This window comes from Novosphingobium sp. Gsoil 351, from assembly GCF_009707465.1.
GTDB lineage: Bacteria > Pseudomonadota > Alphaproteobacteria > Sphingomonadales > Sphingomonadaceae > Novosphingobium.
The window spans coordinates 421,631-440,560 of the sequence record NZ_CP046120.1; the positions used below are offsets into that span (position 1 = coordinate 421,631).

An 18,930-nucleotide genomic window follows, 5' to 3' on the forward strand; every position below is an offset into this window, starting at 1 on the left:
GAGGCCACACCATAGGCCGCTTTCAGCGCCGCTCCAAGCGGAACAACGGTTCCGAGAGCCGGGTTGGTGCGGGTTAACCCCTTAGAATCCTTGGAACGCGACGGTTTCGACCAAGGAGACCCGCGGAACCGGAAAAGTGTTAATCGGGGCGGCGGGGTCGCGCTGGCCGATCGCCATGCCGCAGAAGAAGATATGGTCGTCGTCGATGGCAAGCTGCGCCTTCATGAACTCGCCATAGCGCGCCCAGATTTCCTGCGGGCAACTGTCGAGGCCCTCTTCGCGCAACAGGAGCATCACCGTCTGCAACCACATTCCCATGTCCGACCACTGTGGCGGCCCCATGTACTTGCGGGTGTAGGTGAACAGCTGGACCGGCGCGCCGAACCCGGTCCAGTTCCGCGCCATCTGCGCTATCCGTCCGGCCTTATCCTCGCGGCCCAGCCCGACCGCTTTAAACATCGCATGGCCTACCGCGCGACGCTGCGCCTCGTAGCGGCCGTCTAGACCCGCCGGGTAGATGTCGTATTCGAACCCGCTCCCCATCGGCTCGCTCGACGCCTTGGCCAGGATCGCTTCGGTCAGCCTGGCGAGTGGTTCGCCCGTCAGCACGATCGCGTTCCACGGCTGGACGTTGCCGCCGGAGGGAGCGTTGCGGGCCTTTTCGAGCACGCGTTCGAGTACTGCGCGATCGACCGGGCGATCGATGAATTGCCGCACCGAGCGACGCGTGGCGACTGCTTCAGAAACGTTCATCACTCTTCCTCGAACAGTCCCGCCAACTGCTCGACCATCGTTCCGCCGAGCTGTTCGACGTCCATGATCGTGACGGCGCGGCGGTAGTACCTGGTTACGTCGTGGCCGATACCGATGGCCACGAGCTGGACCGGCGATTGGCGTTCGATCCAGTCGATCACCTTCCTCAGATGTTGTTCGAGGTAACCGGCGTTATTCACGGAAAGTGTGGAATCATCTACCGGGGCGCCGTCCGAGATAACCATCAGGATGCGGCGGTCCTCGGCGCGAGCGAGAAGCCTGGCATGGGCCCACAACAGAGCCTCGCCGTCGATGTTTTCCTTGAGCAGCCCTTCCCGCATCATCAGGCCAAGGTTGCGGCGGGCGTGGCGATACGGCTCGCCCGCCTTCTTGTAGACGATGTGGCGCAGATCATTGAGCCGCCCAGGCTGCGGCGCCTTGCCGCCGGCCAACCACGCCTCACGGCTCTGCCCGCCCTTCCAGGCGCGGGTGGTGAAGCCGAGAATCTCAGTCTTGACCCCGCAGCGTTCGAGCGTGCGGGCGAGGATGTCCGCGCTGATCGCCGCGATGCTTATCGGCCGCCCGCGCATCGACCCCGAATTGTCGATCAGCAGCGTGACGACAGTGTCCTTGAACTCGACGTCGCGCTCGACCTTGTAGCTGAGCGAGACGCCTGGCGAGACCACCACTCGCGCGAGTCTGGCAGCATCTAGGATGCCTTCCTCCTGATCGAAGTCCCAACTTCGGTCCTGCTGCGCCATCAGTCGCCGCTGCAGCCGGTTGGCGAGCTTGGTGACGATGCCCTGGAGGCCCTTGAGCTGCGTATCGAGGTAGGCGCGCAGGCGGGTGAGTTCATCATCATCGCACAATTCACGCGACTCGATCACCTCGTCGAACGCGGTGGTGAAGGGTTTGTAGTCGAACTTGTCGGGCAGTTCGGTCCACGGCCGGTTGGGGCGGGTGGGAAGCATCCCGTCCTCGCCATCGTCGGCCATGTCGCCGTCGTCGGCGTCATCGACGTCCTCGCGTTCGACCTCGCCGTCGCTATCGTCGTCACCTTCGCTGCTGTCGCCGGTGGTCTCGGTGCGCTGTTCGTCGTCGGCGGAGTTGTCGCCGTCGTCCTGGTCGTCGCCGTCGTCCTCGCCGTCGTCTTCGTCGCCGGTGTCCTCGGGGGGGATGTTGTCGGGGGTGCGCGTCAGGTCGAGATGCTGCAGCATGTCGAGCGCCAGCCCCTGGAATGCCTTCTGATCGTCGAGTGACAGCGCGAGTGCGTCGAAGTCGGCACCCGCCTTGTCCTCGATCCAGCCGCGCAGCAGTTCGGCGCCGGCTTGCGCCGCCTTCGGCACCGGCTGCCCGGTCAGGTGTTCGCGCAGGAGTAGCGCCAGCGCAGACTGGATCGGAACCTCGTCGGCCTGACTGGCACGGGTGATCGGATTGGCGGCGATCCGCACATCCATCGCCGAGGCCAGGTTCTCGCGCATCCCGGCATAAGCCTTCGCGCCGAGCGCCTCATACCTCACAGCCTCGATCTCGTCATAGCAGGCCCGCGCAACCGCCTCCGCTGGCGCATTTTTGTTGTGCAGCGCATCGTTGTGATGGCGTAACCGCAGCGCCATGCTGTCGGCAAACCCGCGCGCCTCCATCGCCTGCCCGCGCGGCAGACTGCGGCCAGGCATCGGCACCTTGAGGTTCTTGCCCGATTGCGAGGGCGCATCGGCCGTCCACGCCACCTCGACCTCGGGCTCGTGCGCGATCGCGCGAGCGGTGCCGGTGAGCACGGACTTGAACCGGTCGAGAGGGGTTTCATCGCCCATGGCTTCAGATCGCCGCCTTGATCAAATCGATTGGCCCGTCTTCGCCCAGTCGGCGAGGAAGCCGGCGATGCCCTGCTCGGTCAGCACGTGCTTGAACAGCCCGCGGATCACCGCCGGCGGCGCGGTCATCACGTCCGCGCCGATCTTCGCGGCCTCGAGCACGTGGATTCCGTGGCGGACGCTGGCGACAAGAATCTCGGTAGGGAAGGCATAATTGTCGTAGATTAGGCGGATGTCGGCGATCAACGCCATACCGTCGAAGCCGTTGTCGTCGTGCCTCCCGACGAACGGCGAGACGAAGCTCGCCCCCGCCTTGGCCGCCAGCAGCGCCTGGTTGGCGGAAAAGCACAGCGTAACGTTGACCAGCGTGCCGTCGCTGGTCAACGCTTTGCAAGTCTTGAGTCCGTCGATCGTCAGCGGCACCTTGATGCAGACGTTGTCGGCGATCTTGCGGAGAGTTTCGGCCTCGCGCATCATCCCGGCGTGATCGAGGGCGACCACTTCGGCGCTGACAGGGCCTTCGACCAGCCCGCAGATTTCCTTAGTCACCTCGATGAAATCGCGCCCTGCCTTTGCGATCAGCGACGGGTTGGTGGTCACCCCATCGAGCAATCCCGTCGCCGCGAGATCGGCGATTTCGGCGGTGTCGGCGGTATCGACGAAGAATTTCATGGGCGCTGGATTCCGATGGCAGGGCTTTGCCGACCCGGTATAGCGCCGCGATGCATCGCACAACCGGCTTGGCGGCAGTCCTGCTTGCGACGGCGCTCGCTCCCTCGGCCCGGGCGGCGGGTTCGGATACGCAGTTTTGGACGACCGCGAGCGTGGTCGCTCCGCTGAGCCCAGAGCTCAGCGCCACGGCGCAAATCTCGGAGCGGTTCCGCGAAAGCGCACTCGGCGACGACATCCTGCTGCTGCGCGCGACGCTGGACCTTCGACTCGACAAGAGGGTGACGGTGGGCGCGGGGCTGACCTACCTCAGATCGGCGCGCGGCCACGAATGGCGGCCGCACCAGCAGGTCACGATCAATTTCGCACCCTTCGCGTTTCGCACCCAACTGGAAGAGCGGTCGATCCAGGGCGCGTCGCGCACGCAGTTGCGCCTGCGCGAGCGGGCCCAGGTGGTCCTTTCCCTCGCCGCCGCCGACCGGCTGGTGGCCTCGGCAGAGTTCCTCTACATTGTCCGCGCTTCAAGCCAGGCCGACCACGCACGCAGCGATAGCTGGCGGGCCTATCTCGCTCTTCAACACCAGTTCTCGCCTGCACTCAGCGGCAGCGCCGGGTATCTGCTGATCCATACCGACCGGCCCCGCGCGCCGGACCAGTTCACCCACGCACCCCAGGTCGCACTGATCTGGCGGCTATAGTCGGGCCATGGCCCTGTCGCACTGACGACCTGTGTCGCATATGGACCGCATCGATGAACCGCGTTCGCCTCCTCGTCTTCAACGCCGCGCTCGGCCCGCTCGACTATAGGGTACCCGAGGGAACGGCGGTCGAGCCGGGCAGCGTGGTCATCGCCCCGCTCGGCCCGCGGCAGATTCTGGGGATCGTGTGGGAAGCGGACCGCCTGCCCGCCACCGATGTGGCTGATTCGCGGTTGCGGCCGTTGCTCGAGGTCGTGGCCGTCCCGCCCCTGCGCGCGCCGCTGCGGCGGTTGATCGAGTGGACCGCGGACTATTACATTGCGCCGCTGGCCGCGGTGGCGCGTATGGCGCTCTCGAGCGGCGCGGCGCTGCGCGGGGGCGGCACGGTCACCGAGTATCGCCTTACCGGACACGAACCCGTGCGGCTCACCCCGCAGCGCGCCGCCGCGCTCGACGCGCTGCAGGGCGAGCAGGCGACGATCCGCGAGCTGGCCGAACTGGCGAGCGTGTCCGAAGGGGTGCTGCGCGGAATGGTCAACGCCGGGCTGCTGGAAGCGGTGAGCGTAGAGATCGACCGGCCTTATCCGAGCGCCGATCCCGATTACGCGACGCCTGCGCTGGGGGCCGACCAGCAGGTTGCCGCCGACCGCTTTGCCGTCGCCGTCCATGACGCCGCGTTTGCCCCTTTCCTGCTCGATGGCGTCACCGGATCGGGCAAGACCGAAGCTTATTTCGAGGGCGTCGCCGCGGCCTTGCGTGCCGGCTGGCAAGTGCTGGTGCTGATGCCCGAAATCGCGCTCACCGAGAACTTCCTCGCCCGATTCGCCGCGCGTTTCGGCACCGCGCCGGTGGTCTGGCATTCCGGCCTCAAGTCCACCGAACGACGCCGTGCCTGGCGCAGCATCGCGTTCGGAGACGCGCAAGTGGTGGTCGGCGCACGTTCGGCGCTGTTCCTGCCGTTCGCGCGGCTTGGGCTGATCGTGGTCGACGAAGCGCACGAGGTCAGCTTCAAGCAGGACGACGGGGTGCGCTACAACGCCCGCGACGTGGCGGTGATGCGCGCGCGGTTCGAGGGCTGTCCGGTGATCCTCGCCAGCGCCACCCCCTCGCTGGAAAGCCTGCAGATGGCCGAAGCGGGAATCTACGAAAAACTCGACCTGCCCGACCGCTTCGGCGGCGCGCACCTGCCCGCGATCGAAACCCTCGATCTGCGCGAGCATCCGCCCGAGCGCGGACGCTGGCTGGCCCCGCCGCTGGTGGCGAAGCTCAAGGACCGGCTGGCCAAGGGCGAGCAATCGCTGCTGTTCCTCAACCGCCGCGGCTACGCCCCGCTGACGCTGTGCCGCAACTGCGGGTATCGCTTCCAGTGTCCCAACTGCTCGGCCTGGCTGGTCGAGCACCGGCTGTCGCAGCGCCTCGCGTGCCACCACTGCGGCCACGAGACCCCGCCGCCCGCGACCTGCCCCGAATGCGGCGAACCCGACTGTCTCGTCGCCTGTGGACCGGGGGTCGAACGGATCGCCGACGAGGTCTCCGAGATTTTGCCCGAGGCGCGCGTCGCGGTGGTCACTTCCGACACCCTGACGAGCCGCGAGAAGGCCGCGCAGTTCGTCGCCGAGGCGACTGGCGGCGCGATCGACGTGATCGTCGGCACCCAACTGGTGACCAAAGGCTATCACTTCCCCGAGCTCACCCTGGTCGGCGTGGTCGATGCCGATCTCGGGCTGGAAGGCGGCGACTTGCGCGCGGCCGAGCGCACCTATCAGCAGATCGCCCAGGTCGCCGGGCGCGCCGGGCGCGCGAGCAAGCCGGGCGAAGTGCTGATCCAGACCCGCCACCCCGAAGCCGCGGTGATCGCCGCGCTTGCAGCGGGCGATCGGGGCGCGTTCTACGACGCCGAGACCGAGGCGCGGCGCGAGGCCGGGGCGCCCCCGTTCGGGCGCTGGGCGGCGATCATCGTCTCCTCCGAGGACGAGGCGGAAGCGCGTGATGCCGCGCGCGCCGTCGGGGGTGCCGCGCCCAACCTGAACGACGTACTCGTCCTCGGCCCCGCCCCGGCCCCGCTCAGTCTGCTGCGAGGCCGTTTCCGCTATCGCCTGTTGATCAACGCCCGCCGCTCGACGCAGTTGCAGGACATCATCCGCGAATGGCTGACCCCCTTGCGCTTTCCGCCGGGGGTGCGGGTGGCGGTCGACATCGATCCGTATAGTTTCGTGTGACGACCGCGCGCCGCCCCATTCTGGTCCCGGTTCTTGGCGATCAGCTTTCTCGCGGGATCGCCTCGCTGCAAGGACTGACGCCGGGCGATGCGATCATCCTGATGATGGAGGTTTGGGACGAGGCGACGTACGTCAGGCATCACCAGCAGAAGATCGTCCTGATCCTTCCAGCGATGCGGCACTTCGCGGTGGAATTGCGTCGCGAGGGCTGGACCGTCGACTATGTCGAACTCGGCGACCCGGAGAACGCGGGCAGCTTTACCGGCGAGATCGCCCGCGCGGTCGAACGCTGGTCGCCTGCGGCAATCCGCGTGGTCGAGCCGGGAGAATGGCGGGTCCGGGCGGCGATGGACGAGTGGGCGGACAAGTTCGCGTGTTCTGTCGAGATTCTTTCGGACGACCGCTTCGTCTGTTCGATCGGCGCGTTCGCGCAATGGGCGGGCGACCGCGAGCACCTGACGATGGAATTCTTCTATCGCGAGATGCGGCGCAGGACCGGTCTGCTCATGGATGGCGACAAGCCCGTCGGCGGCCGCTGGAATCTCGATGCCGAAAACCGCCGCCGCCCGCCCAAGCGCCTGTCCGCGCCGCCGCCACCGCGGTTCGCCCCCGACGCGATCACGCGCGAGGTGATGGACTTGGTGCAGCGCACCTTCGGCGATCATTTCGGCGATCTGGCGAGCTTCGCCTGGCCGGTCACGGCGGAGCAGGCCCGGTCTGCCGCCGATGCCTTCTTCACCGAGCGGCTGACCCTGTTCGGTCCCTACCAGGACGCGATGATCGCCGGGGAGGATGACCTCTATCATTCTCTGCTGTCGACCAGCATCAATCTCGGCCTGCTCGATCCGCTGGAATTGTGTCGGCGAGCCGAGGCCGAATACCGCGCACGGCGGGCGCCGCTCAATTCGGTCGAGGGGTTCGTTCGCCAGCTCATCGGCTGGCGCGAATATGTCCGGGGATTCTACTGGCACGAGATGCCTGGGCTTGCCGCGGCCAACGCACTCGATGCGCGCCGCGCGCTGCCCGAGTTCTACTGGACCGGCGCGACCGACATGCGGTGCATGGCCGATGGTTTGCGCTCGACCCGCGCCGATGCCCACGCGCACCACATCCAGCGGCTGATGGTGCTGGGCAACTTCGCCCTGCTGGCGGGGATCAGCCCGGCCGAGGTGGCGGACTGGTATCTGGCGGTCTACGCCGATGCCTATGAATGGGTCGAACTGCCCAACGTGGCGGCGATGATCCTGTTCGCCGACGGTGGCCGGCTGGCGACGCGGCCCTACGCCGCCAGCGGCAATTATATCAACAAGATGAGCGACTACTGCGGCGGCTGCCGCTACGACGTGAAGCAGAAAACCGGGCCGGGCGCGTGCCCGTTCAACGCGCTGTATTGGGATTTCATGGCGCGCCATCGCGCGCGGTTCGAGAGCAACTCGCGGATCGGCCGCCTCTATGGCACATGGGACCGGCTGGGACCCGACCGCCAGCGCGAGTATCGCGACACAGCGCGAAAATTCCTCGACACGCTGGAACCCGCTCGGGCAGGGTGGGCGCGCACCGAGGGAGAGCCAGAATGTTGACCGTCCACCACCTGCGGATTTCGCAGTCCGAACGCATCGTCTGGCTGTGCGAGGAGCTGGGGCTCGATTACGACCTCAAGCTCTACAATCGCCGTGAAGACAATCGGCTCGCGCCCGACGACTACAAGGCGCTCCACCCCATGGGCATCGCGCCGGTCATTCAGGACGGCGATCTGGTGCTGGGCGAGAGCGGAGCGATCATCGAATACATCGTCGCCAAACATGGCGGCGGCAGGTTGGCGCCGGGCGTCGACGACCCCGATTTCGCCGATCATCTGTTCTGGTTCCACTTCGCCAATGCCACCTTCATGACCAACGGGATGATGGCGATCGCGGCGCAGCAGGCGGGCGCCGCGGAAATGCCGCCGTTCGTCGCCGACCGCACGCAAAAGGCCTGGGCGATGGTCGAGCAGCGGCTTGGCGAGGCGGACTATTTCGGCGGGCGCCAGCTGACTACGGCGGACATCATGATGGGCTTTCAGCTGACCACCTCGCGCGCATTCAACAATATGTCGATCGACGCGCTGCCCAACCTGAAGGCCTACCTAAAGCGGATCGGCGAGCGCCCGGCATATCAACGGGCGATGGCGAAGGCCGAACCGGGCATGCCGCCTCGGCTGGACTAATCCCCCTCCCGTCTGGGTAGCTTAAGAGGCGTAGGGCGGAACCGCGCCGCCCAGCACCGCCGCTGCCTGCTCGCCGAGCCAGACCATCGCCGCGGCCCACGGCTGGTGGCCGTGGCTAATTCGCGCGACGCCGAGCGCGGCTAGCGCGGCCCGATCGCCGCAGGGCTTCGACCACAGGATATTGACCGGTAGCGGCGAGTCCGCACAGATCGCGGCGATGCAGCGCGCCTCGGCGAGAAACGGCACGAACAGACCGCCTGCCCCGGCATCGGCATAAGCCCGTGCCCGTTCGAGCGTCGCGGCGACCAGGGCATCGCCATCGGCTGCAGCGTCGCGGCCCCGAAACACGTCGCAGCGCGCGTTGACGAACAGGCCGGTGGCCGCCGCTGCGCCGATCCGACCCGCCGCCTCGCCGACCGGCAGCAGCGCCGTCTCGCCGGGCATCCGGTCTTCCATGTTGATCCCGGCGGCCCCGGCGGCGCGCGCCCGCGCAACCGAGCGGCCCACCGCCGCGGCGTCCGCTCCGTATCCGGCTTCCATGTCGATGCTCACCGGAAGGTCCGTCACGCCGAGAATTTCGCCGAGATTGGCGAGCGCCGCGTCGAGCGACAGGTTCTCGCCGTCGCTGCTCCCGCGCGCGCAGGCGACGCCAAAGCTGCCGGTGGCAATCGCCCTGGCTCCGGCCGAGGCCACCGCTTTCGCGCTGCCCGCATCCCAGATGTTGAACAGCACCAGCGGGTCGCCAGGCACATGGAGCGCGCGCAAGGCTTCGATTTTGTCCATCAGGTGCGTTCCCTTTCGAGCAGCTTGCGCTTGATCTCCAGCCCATAGGCGTACCCGCCCAATCCGCCACCGGTGCGGATCACGCGGTGGCACGGGATCAGCACCGCGACGTTGTTGGCGCCGTTGGCCGATCCCGCCGCGCGTACCGCCTTGGGCTTGCCGACCGCCGCGGCGAGCTCGGCGTAAGTGCGCGTTTCGCCCGCGGGGATGCGCTGCAATTCTCGCCAGACCGCCTCCTGAAAGGCAGTTCCTTTCACGTCGAGCGGGATGTGGCTGAAATCGCCGGGAGTTTCGACCGCGGCGATCACGGTTTTGAGCAGCGCGGCGAAATCCGCCCCGCCCTCGACCAGCTCGGCCTTGGGAAAGCGCCGCTTGAGCGCCTCGATGCCCTCAGCGAACGACAACCTGCACACCCCCTTGTCGGTCGCCGCGACCAGCATCCGGCCGAGCGAGGTTGGCACCACCGCCCACCGAATCGTCGTTCCGCGACCGCCGTCGCGCCAGGCCGATGGCGTCATTCCCAGTCGCTCCCCATTGTCGGCATAGAACCGCGACGGACCCGAATAACCCGCCTCGTAGATCGCGTCGGTCACCCGCCCGCCCCCGCTCAGCGCCTCTCCCGCCCGCTCGCGGCGCAGTGCGCGCGAATAGGCGGCGGGCGAAAGGCCGGTGGCGCGGGTGAACAGGCGCTGGAAATGCGCGACCGAATAACCCGAGTCCGCCGCCAGCCCGGCCAGCGCGGGTGGCTCTTCGCTACCCTTGATCGCTTCGATCGCAGCCAGGACCGCACGTTCGTCACGGCTGACGTCGTCTGGCGAACAGCGCAAACATGCCCGCAACCCCGCCGCCCGCGCCGCCGCGGTGTCGGCAAAGAAGCGCACGTTCTCGCGCTTTGGTGGACGCGCCGGGCAAGATGGTCGGCAATAGATGCCGGTGGTCATAACGCCGGTGACAAACTGCCCGTCGAAGCGGCGATCCTTGGCGGACGCGGCGGCCCAGGCTTCGTCGTCGGCGATCACGATGCTTCTCCGTGGCGTTCGATCCGCGCTGCGAAGCAGCCATGCGCAGCGTTATGGGCGTCAATATAGGCGATCGCGGGATCAGCGAACAGGTCGCGGATCGCGGCATCGGCCGCATCGGGGGGCGCGAGCCTTGCGTCGCGCAGCATGCCTTCCGCATCGAACCCGCGAAGACCGAGCGAACGACCTTCGAATACGGGCGGAACGGCATCAATATAAGAAGCCTGCTCCACGGCGTCCCGAACGTAGATCGCATAGGCGCTTCGATACGGCGTCTCCACATCGTGGCTGGTGTGGTGGAGCAAAATCAGCTCGTCACCCTTGCGGGCATCTTCGAGGCTGATGCGGCAAGGATAGCCCTTGTCCGCCAACGCCCGGACGCGGCGGGCATTGCGCGCGGCCAGACCCGCGTCATCGAGCTCGAAAAGGTCGGCGAACGGCCGTGGGTCGAGTCCAGCTATCTGGTAGCTCATGGTTGTCTCCTGCTTGGTCAGGGCCGAATACTGCAGCAGCGCTCCACCGGCGTCCCGCGGCTTGCGGTCAATATCGTGAGTGCCGTAGGACGCCGGGGATGACCCTAATCCTACGTCTCCTGATTGCCTTGGCCTCACTCGCCGCAGCCCCCCTCGCCCTTGCCGAACCCGCCGACATTGCCGCCGCCAGCCGTGGGGTGGTGCGCGTCGTGCTCGTCGCCAAGGACGGCGAAAGTGTACAGTACGTCGGCCACGGTTCGGGCTTCGCGGTGACGCCGACGCTGGTGGTGACCAACGCCCACGTCGTGGCCGACGCTCGCAATGCCGATACCATGCTGATCGGCGTCGTCCCATCGGAGGGGACCAGCGGCTATCTTGCCAAAGTCATCGCGTACAGTCCGCGCAACGACCTGGCGCTGCTGCGGCTGATAGACAAGGGCACGATCCCCGCGCTGACCCTGTTTCCCGGAGCGGTAGACGACGGCAGCGAGGTCTATGCGGTGGGTTATCCCGGCAATGTCGATCTCGCCCAGGGACTGAGCCTGGCCGAGATCGTCGAGCCGCAATCGGCGGTGAAGACGCGCGGCTATATTTCCGCAGGCCGCTCGTCGCGTCAGTTCGAGACACTGCTTCATACCGCGCCGGTGGGCAGCGGCAACAGCGGCGGGCCGCTGCTCGATTCGTGCGGGCGGGTGATCGGGGTCAACAGTTTCGGGACATTGTCCGAAGGCGCGGATTCGGAGTTCTACTTCGCGGTGTCGCTGCGCGAGGTCATCGGCTTCCTGCGCGAAGCGGGTGTCACCCCGCGAATCGCTGGAATGCCGTGCCGCAGCTTGGCCGAACTCGATCGCGCCGAGAGCCAGCGCCTAGCCAGCGAGCAGGCGCAAAGCGACGCCCAGGCCCGGCGACAGAGCGCGGCCGGCGAAAAGTCTCGCGCCGAAGCCCAACGTCGCGCCGAACTCGCGGTTATCGCCGAGCGCGAGAACGCTATGGCGCTGGCGGCGCTGCTGCTGGTTGCCGCGCTGGCGGCCGGAGGTGTCGCGTTCGTGGTCGAGCAGCGCGGCGACCGGCGGATGGCGCTGATCGCGGGCGGCGCCGGTGTCGCGCTTGTTCTGGTGGCGATCGTGGCGTGGCTGCTGCGCCCGCCCTTGGAATCGATCGACGAGCGGGCCGCCGCCAGCCTTTCCAGCGCCGAACCCCGGGCGGCCGCGGCGACATCGGCACAAGCTGACGCGGGTGCCTTCGTCTGCGTGTTCGACCCCGCCCGCAGCCGCGCGACGGTTTCCGAAGTCGCCGACGTCCAACTGGCGTGGAGCGCCGGGGGCTGCGTCAACGGACGAACCCAATACGGCCTCGCCAACGACGGCTGGTCTCGCGTGTTGGCGCCCAACGATGAGGCGACGGTTTCGGTCAACCGCTATGATCCAGCGACGCGGACCTACCAGGCCGAGCGGTTCCTGCTCGGGCTCGAGGCGATGAACGCCGCGCGCGATGCAAGGTCTGCGATGAAGGCCCCGGCTTGCGGCGTGGACGAAGCCACCGCGCGCGAATTCGGTGCGGGGTTGCAATCGATCAAGGCGCTACTCCCGCCGCACCCGAATGAGCGTCTCGTATATAAGTGTCAGCCGAGATGAGCTTCCCAATCACCGCTCGAAACGAGCGGGAAGGGATGAACCGCGCTAACCCCCGCAAGCCTTGAACAGCGCGAGCGTGCGTTCCAAAGCCAGATCCGCGCTCGGCGGGTGGTAATCCTTGCGCCGATCCGAGTTGAACCCATGGCCCGCCTCGTAGACGAAGATCTGCGCAGTCGGGTGCTGCTTCTCGATCAGCTTCTCCACCTCCGCAAAATCGACCATCGTATCGAACTGGGCGAAGTGGCAGATCGTCGCGCAGAGCGGCGGGTCGTCGGCAAAGCGGGTGGCGATGATGCCACCGTAATAGCACGACGCCGCCGCCAGATCGGGGCTGGTCTGCGCCATCCGCCAGGCGACCGAGCCGCCGAAGCAGTAGCCGACGATGAACACCGGCCCGCCACGCCCCTTGAGCCAGTCGATGCAGACTTGCGTATCGCGCAGGCCCTGCTCCCAATCGTGTTCTTGCTTGGCGATCGCCACCGCGCGTTCCCAGTCGGGACCGGTATACCCCAGAGCGCATCCGGGCTCGATCCGGTCGAACAGCCCCGGGCTAAGGACCTCGTAGCCCTCGCTCGCGTACTCGTCGCATAACTCGCGGATGTGTTCTGTGACCCCGAAGATTTCCTGGATGAGCACCAGCCCGCCTCGCCGTTGGTCCTCGGGTACCGCGTGATAAACGGGCAACGAATGGCCGTCGTCCATGTCGATGTGGATCGTTTCGCCCATCTCTTCGCGACCTCCTGCTCGATACCCTGCACCCGTCCTTCGCCTATCTTGCAATGCAGCACAATGGCCGCTATGCGCGCCCCCGACGACGGGCCGCAGCGCCGATTTCGGCTGCCGCATCCTGGCCCTCGACCAGCAATGGTGCCGGAAACGGGGCCAGTCTTCCGATAGGGGAATTTTGCGCGTGGAGTTTTCCGGCGGCATTACGGCCAGCTTGGCGGGGCGCTACGCAGCAGCGCTGTACGATCTTGCCAAGGATCGCGACCTGACCGACGCGGTCGAAGGCGACCTCGCCAACCTTAACCAGGCGATCCGCGAATCGGCCGACTTCGCCGACCTTATCCGCAACCCCGAAATCTCGCGCGAGGCCGGAGGAAGGGCGACCGAAGCGGTGGCCGGCGTGCTCGGCGTGTCCGAATTGACCCGCAACTTTCTCGGCGTGCTCGCTCACAATCGCCGTCTCGCCAAGCTGCCCGAGGTCGCCCGCGCCTTCGCCGCGATCGCCGCCGCCCAGCGCGGCGAAATGACCGCGCAAGTCACCACCGCGCACCCGCTCGACGACGGCCAGCGCCGTGAGCTCGCCGCCAAGCTCAAGGCCCGCGAGGGCCGCGAAGTGAAGATCGAAGCCAACGTCGATCCCGATATTCTCGGTGGCCTGGTGGTCACCATCGGCAGCCGCCGCATCGACGGCTCGCTCCGCACCCGTTTGAACTCCCTCGCGCAAGCGATGAAAGGCTGAACATGGAAATCCGCGCTGCTGAAATCTCCAAGGTCATCAAGGACCAGATCGCCAGCTTTGGCACCGAGGCTCAGGTCTCGGAGGTCGGTTCGGTGCTCTCGGTCGGAGACGGTATCGCCCGCATCCACGGGCTCGACCAGGTCCAGGCGGGCGAAATGGTCGAGTTCTCCAACGGCGTGAAGGGCATGGCCCTCAACCTCGAGGCCGACAATGTCGGCGTCGTGATCTTCGGGTCCGACTCCGAGATCAAGGAAGGCGACGTCGTCAAGCGGACCGGCACGATCGTCGACGTTCCCGTGGGCCGGGGTCTGCTCGGCCGCGTGGTCGACGGCCTTGGCAACCCGATCGACGGCAAGGGCCCGATCGTCGCCGAAAGCCGCCAGCGCGTGGAAGTCAAAGCGCCCGGGATCATCCCGCGGCAGTCGGTCCACGAGCCGGTGCAGACGGGCCTGAAGGCACTCGACGCCCTCGTGCCCATCGGCCGGGGCCAGCGCGAGCTGATCATCGGGGACCGCCAGACCGGCAAGACCGCGGTCGCGATCGATACCTTCATCAACCAGAAGGGCCCTAACTCGGGCGACGACGAGAGCAAGAAGCTCTACTGCATCTATGTCGCGATCGGTCAGAAGCGCTCGACCGTCGCACAGATCGTCCGCCAGCTCGAAGAGAACGGCGCGATGGAGTATACCATCGTCGTCGCCGCGACCGCTTCGGAGCCGGCCCCGCTCCAGTATCTCGCCCCTTACACAGGGGTGACCATGGGCGAGTATTTCCGCGACAACGGGATGCACGCGGTCATCGTTTATGACGACCTTTCCAAGCAGGCGGTCGCCTACCGCCAGATGTCGTTGCTGCTGCGCCGCCCGCCAGGCCGCGAAGCCTATCCGGGCGACGTGTTCTATCTCCACAGCCGCCTGCTCGAGCGTGCGGCCAAGATGAACGCCGACAACGGCTCGGGATCGCTGACCGCGCTGCCGATCATCGAAACCCAGGCGGGCGACGTTTCCGCCTACATCCCGACCAACGTGATCTCGATCACCGACGGCCAGATTTTCCTCGAGACTGGGCTGTTCTACCAGGGCGTCCGTCCGGCGATCAACGTCGGCCTCTCGGTCAGCCGCGTCGGCTCGGCCGCGCAGACCAAGGCGATGAAGAAGGTCTCGGGCTCGATCAAGCTCGAGCTCGCGCAGTACCGCGAGATGGCGGCGTTCGCGCAATTCGGCTCGGACCTCGACGCCTCGACCCAGAAGCTGCTCAACCGCGGCGCGCGGCTGACCGAGCTGCTGAAGCAGGCGCAGTTCTCGCCCTTGCCGTTCGAGGAACAGACCGCTTCTATCTTCGCGGGTACGAATGGCTACCTCGATGCCATCCCGACCGACGACGTCACCCGCTACGAAGCGGCGATGCTCGCCTGGCTGCGTTCGGAGCATGACGCCATCCTCGCCGACATTCGCGAGACGCGCGACCTGTCGAACGAGACCCGCGACAAGCTCAAGGATGCTCTCGCGGCGTTTGGCAAGCAGTTCGCTTAAGGAACCGATGTGGCTTCGCTGAAGGAACTCAAAGGGCGGATCAACTCGGTCAAATCGACCCAGAAGATCACCAAGGCCAAGCAGATGGTCGCCGCCGCGAAGCTGCGCAAGGCGCAGGCCGCGGCCGAGGCCGCGCGGCCCTATGCCCAGCGTCTGGCGTCGGTGATGGCCAGCCTGGCGAGCAAGGTCGCGGGCCAGGAAGGCGCGCCCAAGCTCTTCTCGGGAACCGGCAAGGACCAGGTCCACCTGCTGGTCGTCGCCAACTCCGACAAGGGCCTCGCGGGCGCGTTCAACTCGAACATCGTCCGCGCCGCGCTGCTCAAGGCCAAAGACCTCGATGCGGCGGGCAAGACCGTGCTGTTCTACACCATCGGCCGCAAGGGCCGCGCGCCGATCCTGCGCGCCTACCCCAAGGGCGGCCTCGCCGCATTCGACACGACCACGGTGCGCGAGGCGGGCTACGCCGAGGCCGGAAAGATTTCCGAAGAGCTCGTCGCACTTTACGATGCGGGCAAGTTCGATGTCGCCCACCTGTTCTATTCCAAGTTCAAGTCGGCGCTGCTTCAGGAGCCGACCGAGCAGCAGATCATCCCCGTCCCGCCACCCGCCGCCGGGTCGGAACCCAAGGCCACCGGCACCGCGCCCGCCGCTGTCGAGTACGAGCCGGACGAGGAAGAAATCCTCGCCGAACTGCTCCCGCGCTACCTCAAGACCCAACTGTTCGGCGCGCTGCTTGAGAACATGGCGTCCGAACAGGGCGCCTCGATGACCGCGATGGACAACGCCACGCGCAACGCGGGCGAACTGATCCAGAAGCTGACCATCCAGTACAATCGCAGCCGCCAGGCCGCGATCACGACCGAGCTGATCGAGATTATCGCCGGCGCCGAAGCGCTCTAAGACATTCAAGGCAAGGAAACGACAATGGCTACCGCCCCCGTGCTCGACAGCACCGTTCTCAACTACAACCACGGCACCGGCCGTATCAGCCAGGTCATCGGCGCGGTCGTCGACGTGCAGTTCGACGGCGAGCTGCCGGCGATCCTCAACGCGCTGGAGACCAGCAACAACGGCAACCGGCTCGTCCTCGAAGTCGCCCAGCATCTTGGCGAGAGCACCGTCCGCACGATCGCGATGGACTCCACCGACGGGCTGACCCGGGGCCAAAAGGTCGCCGACACCGGCACGCAGATCTCGGTGCCGGTCGGCCCGATGACGCTCGGCCGGATCGTCAACGTGATCGGTGAGCCGATCGACGAGCGTGGGCCGGTCAACGCCACCCAACGCGCGCCGATCCACGCCGAGGCCCCGGCCTTTGCCGACCAGTCGACCGAAGCCGCGATCCTCGTGACGGGCATCAAGGTCATCGACCTGCTCGCGCCCTATGCGCGCGGCGGCAAGATCGGGCTGTTCGGCGGCGCGGGCGTGGGCAAGACCGTGCTGATCCAGGAACTGATCAACAACATCGCGAAAGGCCACGGCGGCGTTTCGGTGTTCGCGGGCGTCGGCGAGCGCACCCGCGAGGGCAACGATCTCTACCACGAATTCCTCGACGCCGGGGTCATCGCGAAGGATGCCGATGGCAACCCTACGCCCGAGGGGTCGAAGGTGGCGCTGGTGTTCGGTCAGATGAACGAGCCTCCAGGGGCCCGCGCCCGCGTCGCGCTGTCGGGGCTGACGATGGCCGAGTACTTCCGCGACCAGGAAGGCCAGGACGTGCTGTTCTTCGTCGACAACATCTTCCGCTTCACCCAGGCGGGTTCGGAAGTGTCGGCGTTGCTCGGTCGCATCCCCTCGGCGGTGGGCTACCAACCGACGCTGGCGACCGACATGGGCGCGCTGCAGGAACGGATCACTTCGACCAACAAGGGCTCGATCACCTCGGTGCAGGCGATCTACGTCCCCGCGGACGATCTTACCGACCCTGCCCCCGCCACCTCGTTCGCGCACTTGGACGCGACCACGACGCTGAACCGCGCGATTTCGGAGCTCGGCATCTACCCGGCGGTCGATCCCCTCGATTCGACCAGCCGCGTGCTGACACCCGCGGTCGTCGGCCAGGAGCACTACGACGTCGCCCGCCGCGTGCAGGAGACGCTGCAGAAGTACAAGTCGCTGCAGGACATCATCGCGATCCTGGGCATGGACGAGCTGTCCGAAGAGGATAAGCTGACCGTCGCCCGCGCTCGCAAGATCCAGCGCTTCCTCAGCCAGCCGTTCCACGTTGCCGAGGTCTTCACCAACATCCCGGGCAAATTCGTCCAGGTCGAGGACACTGTCGCGTCGTTCAAGGCGGTGGTCGAGGGTGAATACGATCATCTGCCCGAAGCCGCGTTCTACATGGTCGGCGGGATCGACGAGGCGGTCGAAAAGGCCAAGAAGATGGCGGACGAGGCGTAAGGTGCCCTTCACCTTCGAACTCGTCACCCCCGCCCGCCTGGTCCGTTCGGAAGAAGTGTACCAGGTCGATGTTCCCGGCTCCGAAGGCGACTTCGGCGTTCTAGAGGGCCACGCCCCGGTGATGACCACGATCCGCGACGGCGCGCTGCGGGTGTACAAGACCGCCGGCGCGGCGCCCGAAGAAGTGCGGGTCGAGGGCGGGTTCGCCGAGGTCAACGCGACCGGATTGACCGTTCTGGCCGAGCACGTCATCGACTGACCTTCAGTCGGTCATAGACGGCTCGGTTACTCGACCGCTCCACCACAGCAGCAGCCCGCCCGCGATGATTACCGCGGCTCCGGCCAGCGCGATCCAATCGGGACGGTCGGCGAACAGCGCCCAACCCAGCCCCAAGGCCATCAACATCTGGACATAGCTCATAGGCGCGACCCGCGCCACGCCGGTGCGTTCGGTGCCGAGGAAGACCAGCCAGTGCGCGGTGGTGGCGGTGCCCGCGACGATCGCGCAGCGCGCCAGGATCGACCAATCGGGTGCCCCGACGTGGTACTGCGGTAGCCCCGACCAATGCCCAACCAGCGTCGCCGCCGCAATGACTGGCAGGGCTAGCGCTGCCACTGCGAACTGCATTGCCAACGCCGACCCCGAGCCGGCGACCACTCGGTTCCCGAGCATCAGAAAGCTCATTCCCAGGGCCGACAGCAGCGGCAGCAACGCCGCCAGTCCCAGCGCGGCAAAGCTGGGACGCAGGACGATCGCCACGCCGCAGAACGCCAGCACCATCGCCGCGACACTTACCGGCCGCAGACGCTCGCCGAGAAAGGCGGCGGCCAGCAATGCGGTCAGCATCGGGCTGGTGAAGGTAATCGAGGTCGCCTCGGCGATCGGCATCACGAATAGTGCCGAAAAGAAGGCCACTGTCGCGATGCCTACGGCGAAGCCGCGCAGCAGGTGCCAGCGCAAGCGTAGGAGGCGGAACCCGGCGCGGCCCTCGCGCCGCCATAGCAGGATCCCCAGCATCGCCGTGCCGATGGTATAGCGGGTCAGCGCTACGGCCGTCCCCGGCCAGGCACCCGCGATCGTCTTGATCGCCGCGTCGCCCACCGAAAGCAGCGAGAAGCCGCCGAGGGCGAACAGCAGTCCGTGGGAATCGTTCTGGCGCAAGCGGGGCGCTTAGCCGCGACAAACCGCCAGCACCATCCCGGGATTGCCGTTCCATCTTAGGAAATCCTCAAAGTTTCCAGATTATTCACCACGCCATACCAGC

At 66.8% G+C, this 18,930-nt stretch carries 18 protein-coding genes; 10 read left to right on the forward strand and 8 right to left on the reverse strand.

Annotated elements, in window-relative coordinates:
* Positions 1 to 81 precede the first annotated feature (81 nt).
* The 3 genes from GKE62_RS01920 to fsa are packed head-to-tail and all read right to left on the reverse strand — an operon-like array spanning position 82 to position 3,239.
* Positions 82 to 753 (reverse strand): nitroreductase, encoded by a 672-nt coding sequence (locus GKE62_RS01920; protein ID WP_154690773.1) that lies wholly within the window; start codon positions 751 to 753, stop codon positions 82 to 84.
* The gene (gene cobT, locus GKE62_RS01925) at positions 753 to 2,567 is read right to left on the reverse strand and encodes a cobaltochelatase subunit CobT (RefSeq protein ID WP_154690774.1); all 1,815 of its coding nucleotides are present in this window, start codon (positions 2,565 to 2,567) and stop codon (positions 753 to 755) included. The genes GKE62_RS01920 and cobT overlap by 1 nt, the downstream gene beginning before the upstream one ends.
* Before the next feature lie 21 nt (positions 2,568 to 2,588).
* A complete protein-coding gene (gene fsa, locus GKE62_RS01930; protein ID WP_154690775.1) occupies positions 2,589 to 3,239 on the reverse strand; it encodes a fructose-6-phosphate aldolase in 651 nt (216 codons plus the stop codon).
* Positions 3,240 to 3,289: 50 nt separating this feature from the next.
* Between fsa and GKE62_RS01935 the strand changes: the two genes are divergently transcribed.
* From GKE62_RS01935 to GKE62_RS01950, 4 genes are read left to right on the forward strand one after another with little or no spacing between them, the layout of a single operon-like run.
* The gene (locus tag GKE62_RS01935) at positions 3,290 to 3,934 is read left to right on the forward strand and encodes a DUF2490 domain-containing protein (RefSeq protein ID WP_154690776.1); all 645 of its coding nucleotides are present in this window, start codon (positions 3,290 to 3,292) and stop codon (positions 3,932 to 3,934) included.
* Between the two features lie 53 nt (positions 3,935 to 3,987).
* Complete coding sequence (locus GKE62_RS01940; RefSeq protein WP_154690777.1) at positions 3,988 to 6,153, forward strand: primosomal protein N'; 2,166 nt, start codon at positions 3,988 to 3,990, stop codon at positions 6,151 to 6,153.
* Entirely contained in the window at positions 6,150 to 7,733 is a 1,584-nt protein-coding gene (locus GKE62_RS01945; protein ID WP_154690778.1) for a cryptochrome/photolyase family protein, read from the forward strand. The genes GKE62_RS01940 and GKE62_RS01945 overlap by 4 nt, the downstream gene beginning before the upstream one ends.
* Entirely contained in the window at positions 7,727 to 8,359 is a 633-nt protein-coding gene (locus tag GKE62_RS01950) for a glutathione S-transferase family protein (protein WP_154690779.1), read from the forward strand. Before GKE62_RS01945 ends, GKE62_RS01950 begins: the two co-directional genes overlap by 7 nt.
* A gap of 21 nt (positions 8,360 to 8,380) precedes the next feature.
* Here GKE62_RS01950 and GKE62_RS01955 read toward each other — a convergent pair whose 3' ends face one another.
* Genes GKE62_RS01955 through GKE62_RS01965 form a run of 3 tightly spaced genes read right to left on the reverse strand, consistent with a single transcriptional unit; the run spans position 8,381 to position 10,634 of the window.
* A complete protein-coding gene (locus GKE62_RS01955; protein ID WP_154690780.1) occupies positions 8,381 to 9,142 on the reverse strand; it encodes an isocitrate lyase/phosphoenolpyruvate mutase family protein in 762 nt (253 codons plus the stop codon).
* Positions 9,142 to 10,161 (reverse strand): bifunctional transcriptional activator/DNA repair enzyme AdaA, encoded by a 1,020-nt coding sequence (locus GKE62_RS01960; protein WP_154690781.1) that lies wholly within the window; start codon positions 10,159 to 10,161, stop codon positions 9,142 to 9,144. The genes GKE62_RS01955 and GKE62_RS01960 overlap by 1 nt, the downstream gene beginning before the upstream one ends.
* A complete protein-coding gene (locus GKE62_RS01965; protein WP_154690782.1) occupies positions 10,158 to 10,634 on the reverse strand; it encodes a DUF1203 domain-containing protein in 477 nt (158 codons plus the stop codon). The genes GKE62_RS01960 and GKE62_RS01965 overlap by 4 nt, the downstream gene beginning before the upstream one ends.
* Positions 10,635 to 10,732: 98 nt before the next feature.
* Between GKE62_RS01965 and GKE62_RS01970 the strand changes: the two genes are divergently transcribed.
* Positions 10,733 to 12,268: a S1C family serine protease gene (locus tag GKE62_RS01970; protein WP_154690783.1), complete on the forward strand. Its 1,536-nt coding sequence runs from the start codon at positions 10,733 to 10,735 to the stop codon at positions 12,266 to 12,268.
* Between the two features lie 45 nt (positions 12,269 to 12,313).
* On the opposite strand, the gene GKE62_RS01975 is transcribed toward GKE62_RS01970, so the two are convergent.
* Positions 12,314 to 12,994, reverse strand: coding sequence for a dienelactone hydrolase family protein (locus GKE62_RS01975; protein WP_154690784.1), 681 nt, complete (start codon positions 12,992 to 12,994; stop codon positions 12,314 to 12,316).
* 184 nt (positions 12,995 to 13,178) lie between these two features.
* Between GKE62_RS01975 and GKE62_RS01980 the strand changes: the two genes are divergently transcribed.
* The 5 genes from GKE62_RS01980 to GKE62_RS02000 are packed head-to-tail and all read left to right on the forward strand — an operon-like array spanning position 13,179 to position 17,924.
* The gene (locus GKE62_RS01980) at positions 13,179 to 13,733 is read left to right on the forward strand and encodes a F0F1 ATP synthase subunit delta (protein WP_154690785.1); all 555 of its coding nucleotides are present in this window, start codon (positions 13,179 to 13,181) and stop codon (positions 13,731 to 13,733) included.
* Positions 13,734 to 13,735: 2 nt separating this feature from the next.
* Entirely contained in the window at positions 13,736 to 15,265 is a 1,530-nt protein-coding gene (atpA, locus tag GKE62_RS01985) for a F0F1 ATP synthase subunit alpha (protein ID WP_154690786.1), read from the forward strand.
* Positions 15,266 to 15,274: 9 nt separating this feature from the next.
* The gene (locus GKE62_RS01990) at positions 15,275 to 16,165 is read left to right on the forward strand and encodes a F0F1 ATP synthase subunit gamma (protein WP_154690787.1); all 891 of its coding nucleotides are present in this window, start codon (positions 15,275 to 15,277) and stop codon (positions 16,163 to 16,165) included.
* Positions 16,166 to 16,189: 24 nt separating this feature from the next.
* Positions 16,190 to 17,665, forward strand: coding sequence for a F0F1 ATP synthase subunit beta (gene atpD / locus GKE62_RS01995; protein WP_154690788.1), 1,476 nt, complete (start codon positions 16,190 to 16,192; stop codon positions 17,663 to 17,665).
* A 1-nt stretch (position 17,666) separates the two neighbouring features.
* Positions 17,667 to 17,924, forward strand: a complete 258-nt coding sequence (locus GKE62_RS02000; RefSeq protein ID WP_154690789.1) for an ATP synthase F1 subunit epsilon — start codon at positions 17,667 to 17,669, stop codon at positions 17,922 to 17,924.
* Positions 17,925 to 17,927: 3 nt separating this feature from the next.
* Here GKE62_RS02000 and GKE62_RS02005 read toward each other — a convergent pair whose 3' ends face one another.
* Positions 17,928 to 18,827, reverse strand: coding sequence for a DMT family transporter (locus GKE62_RS02005; protein WP_230206859.1), 900 nt, complete (start codon positions 18,825 to 18,827; stop codon positions 17,928 to 17,930).
* Between the last annotated feature and the right edge of the window lie 103 nt (positions 18,828 to 18,930).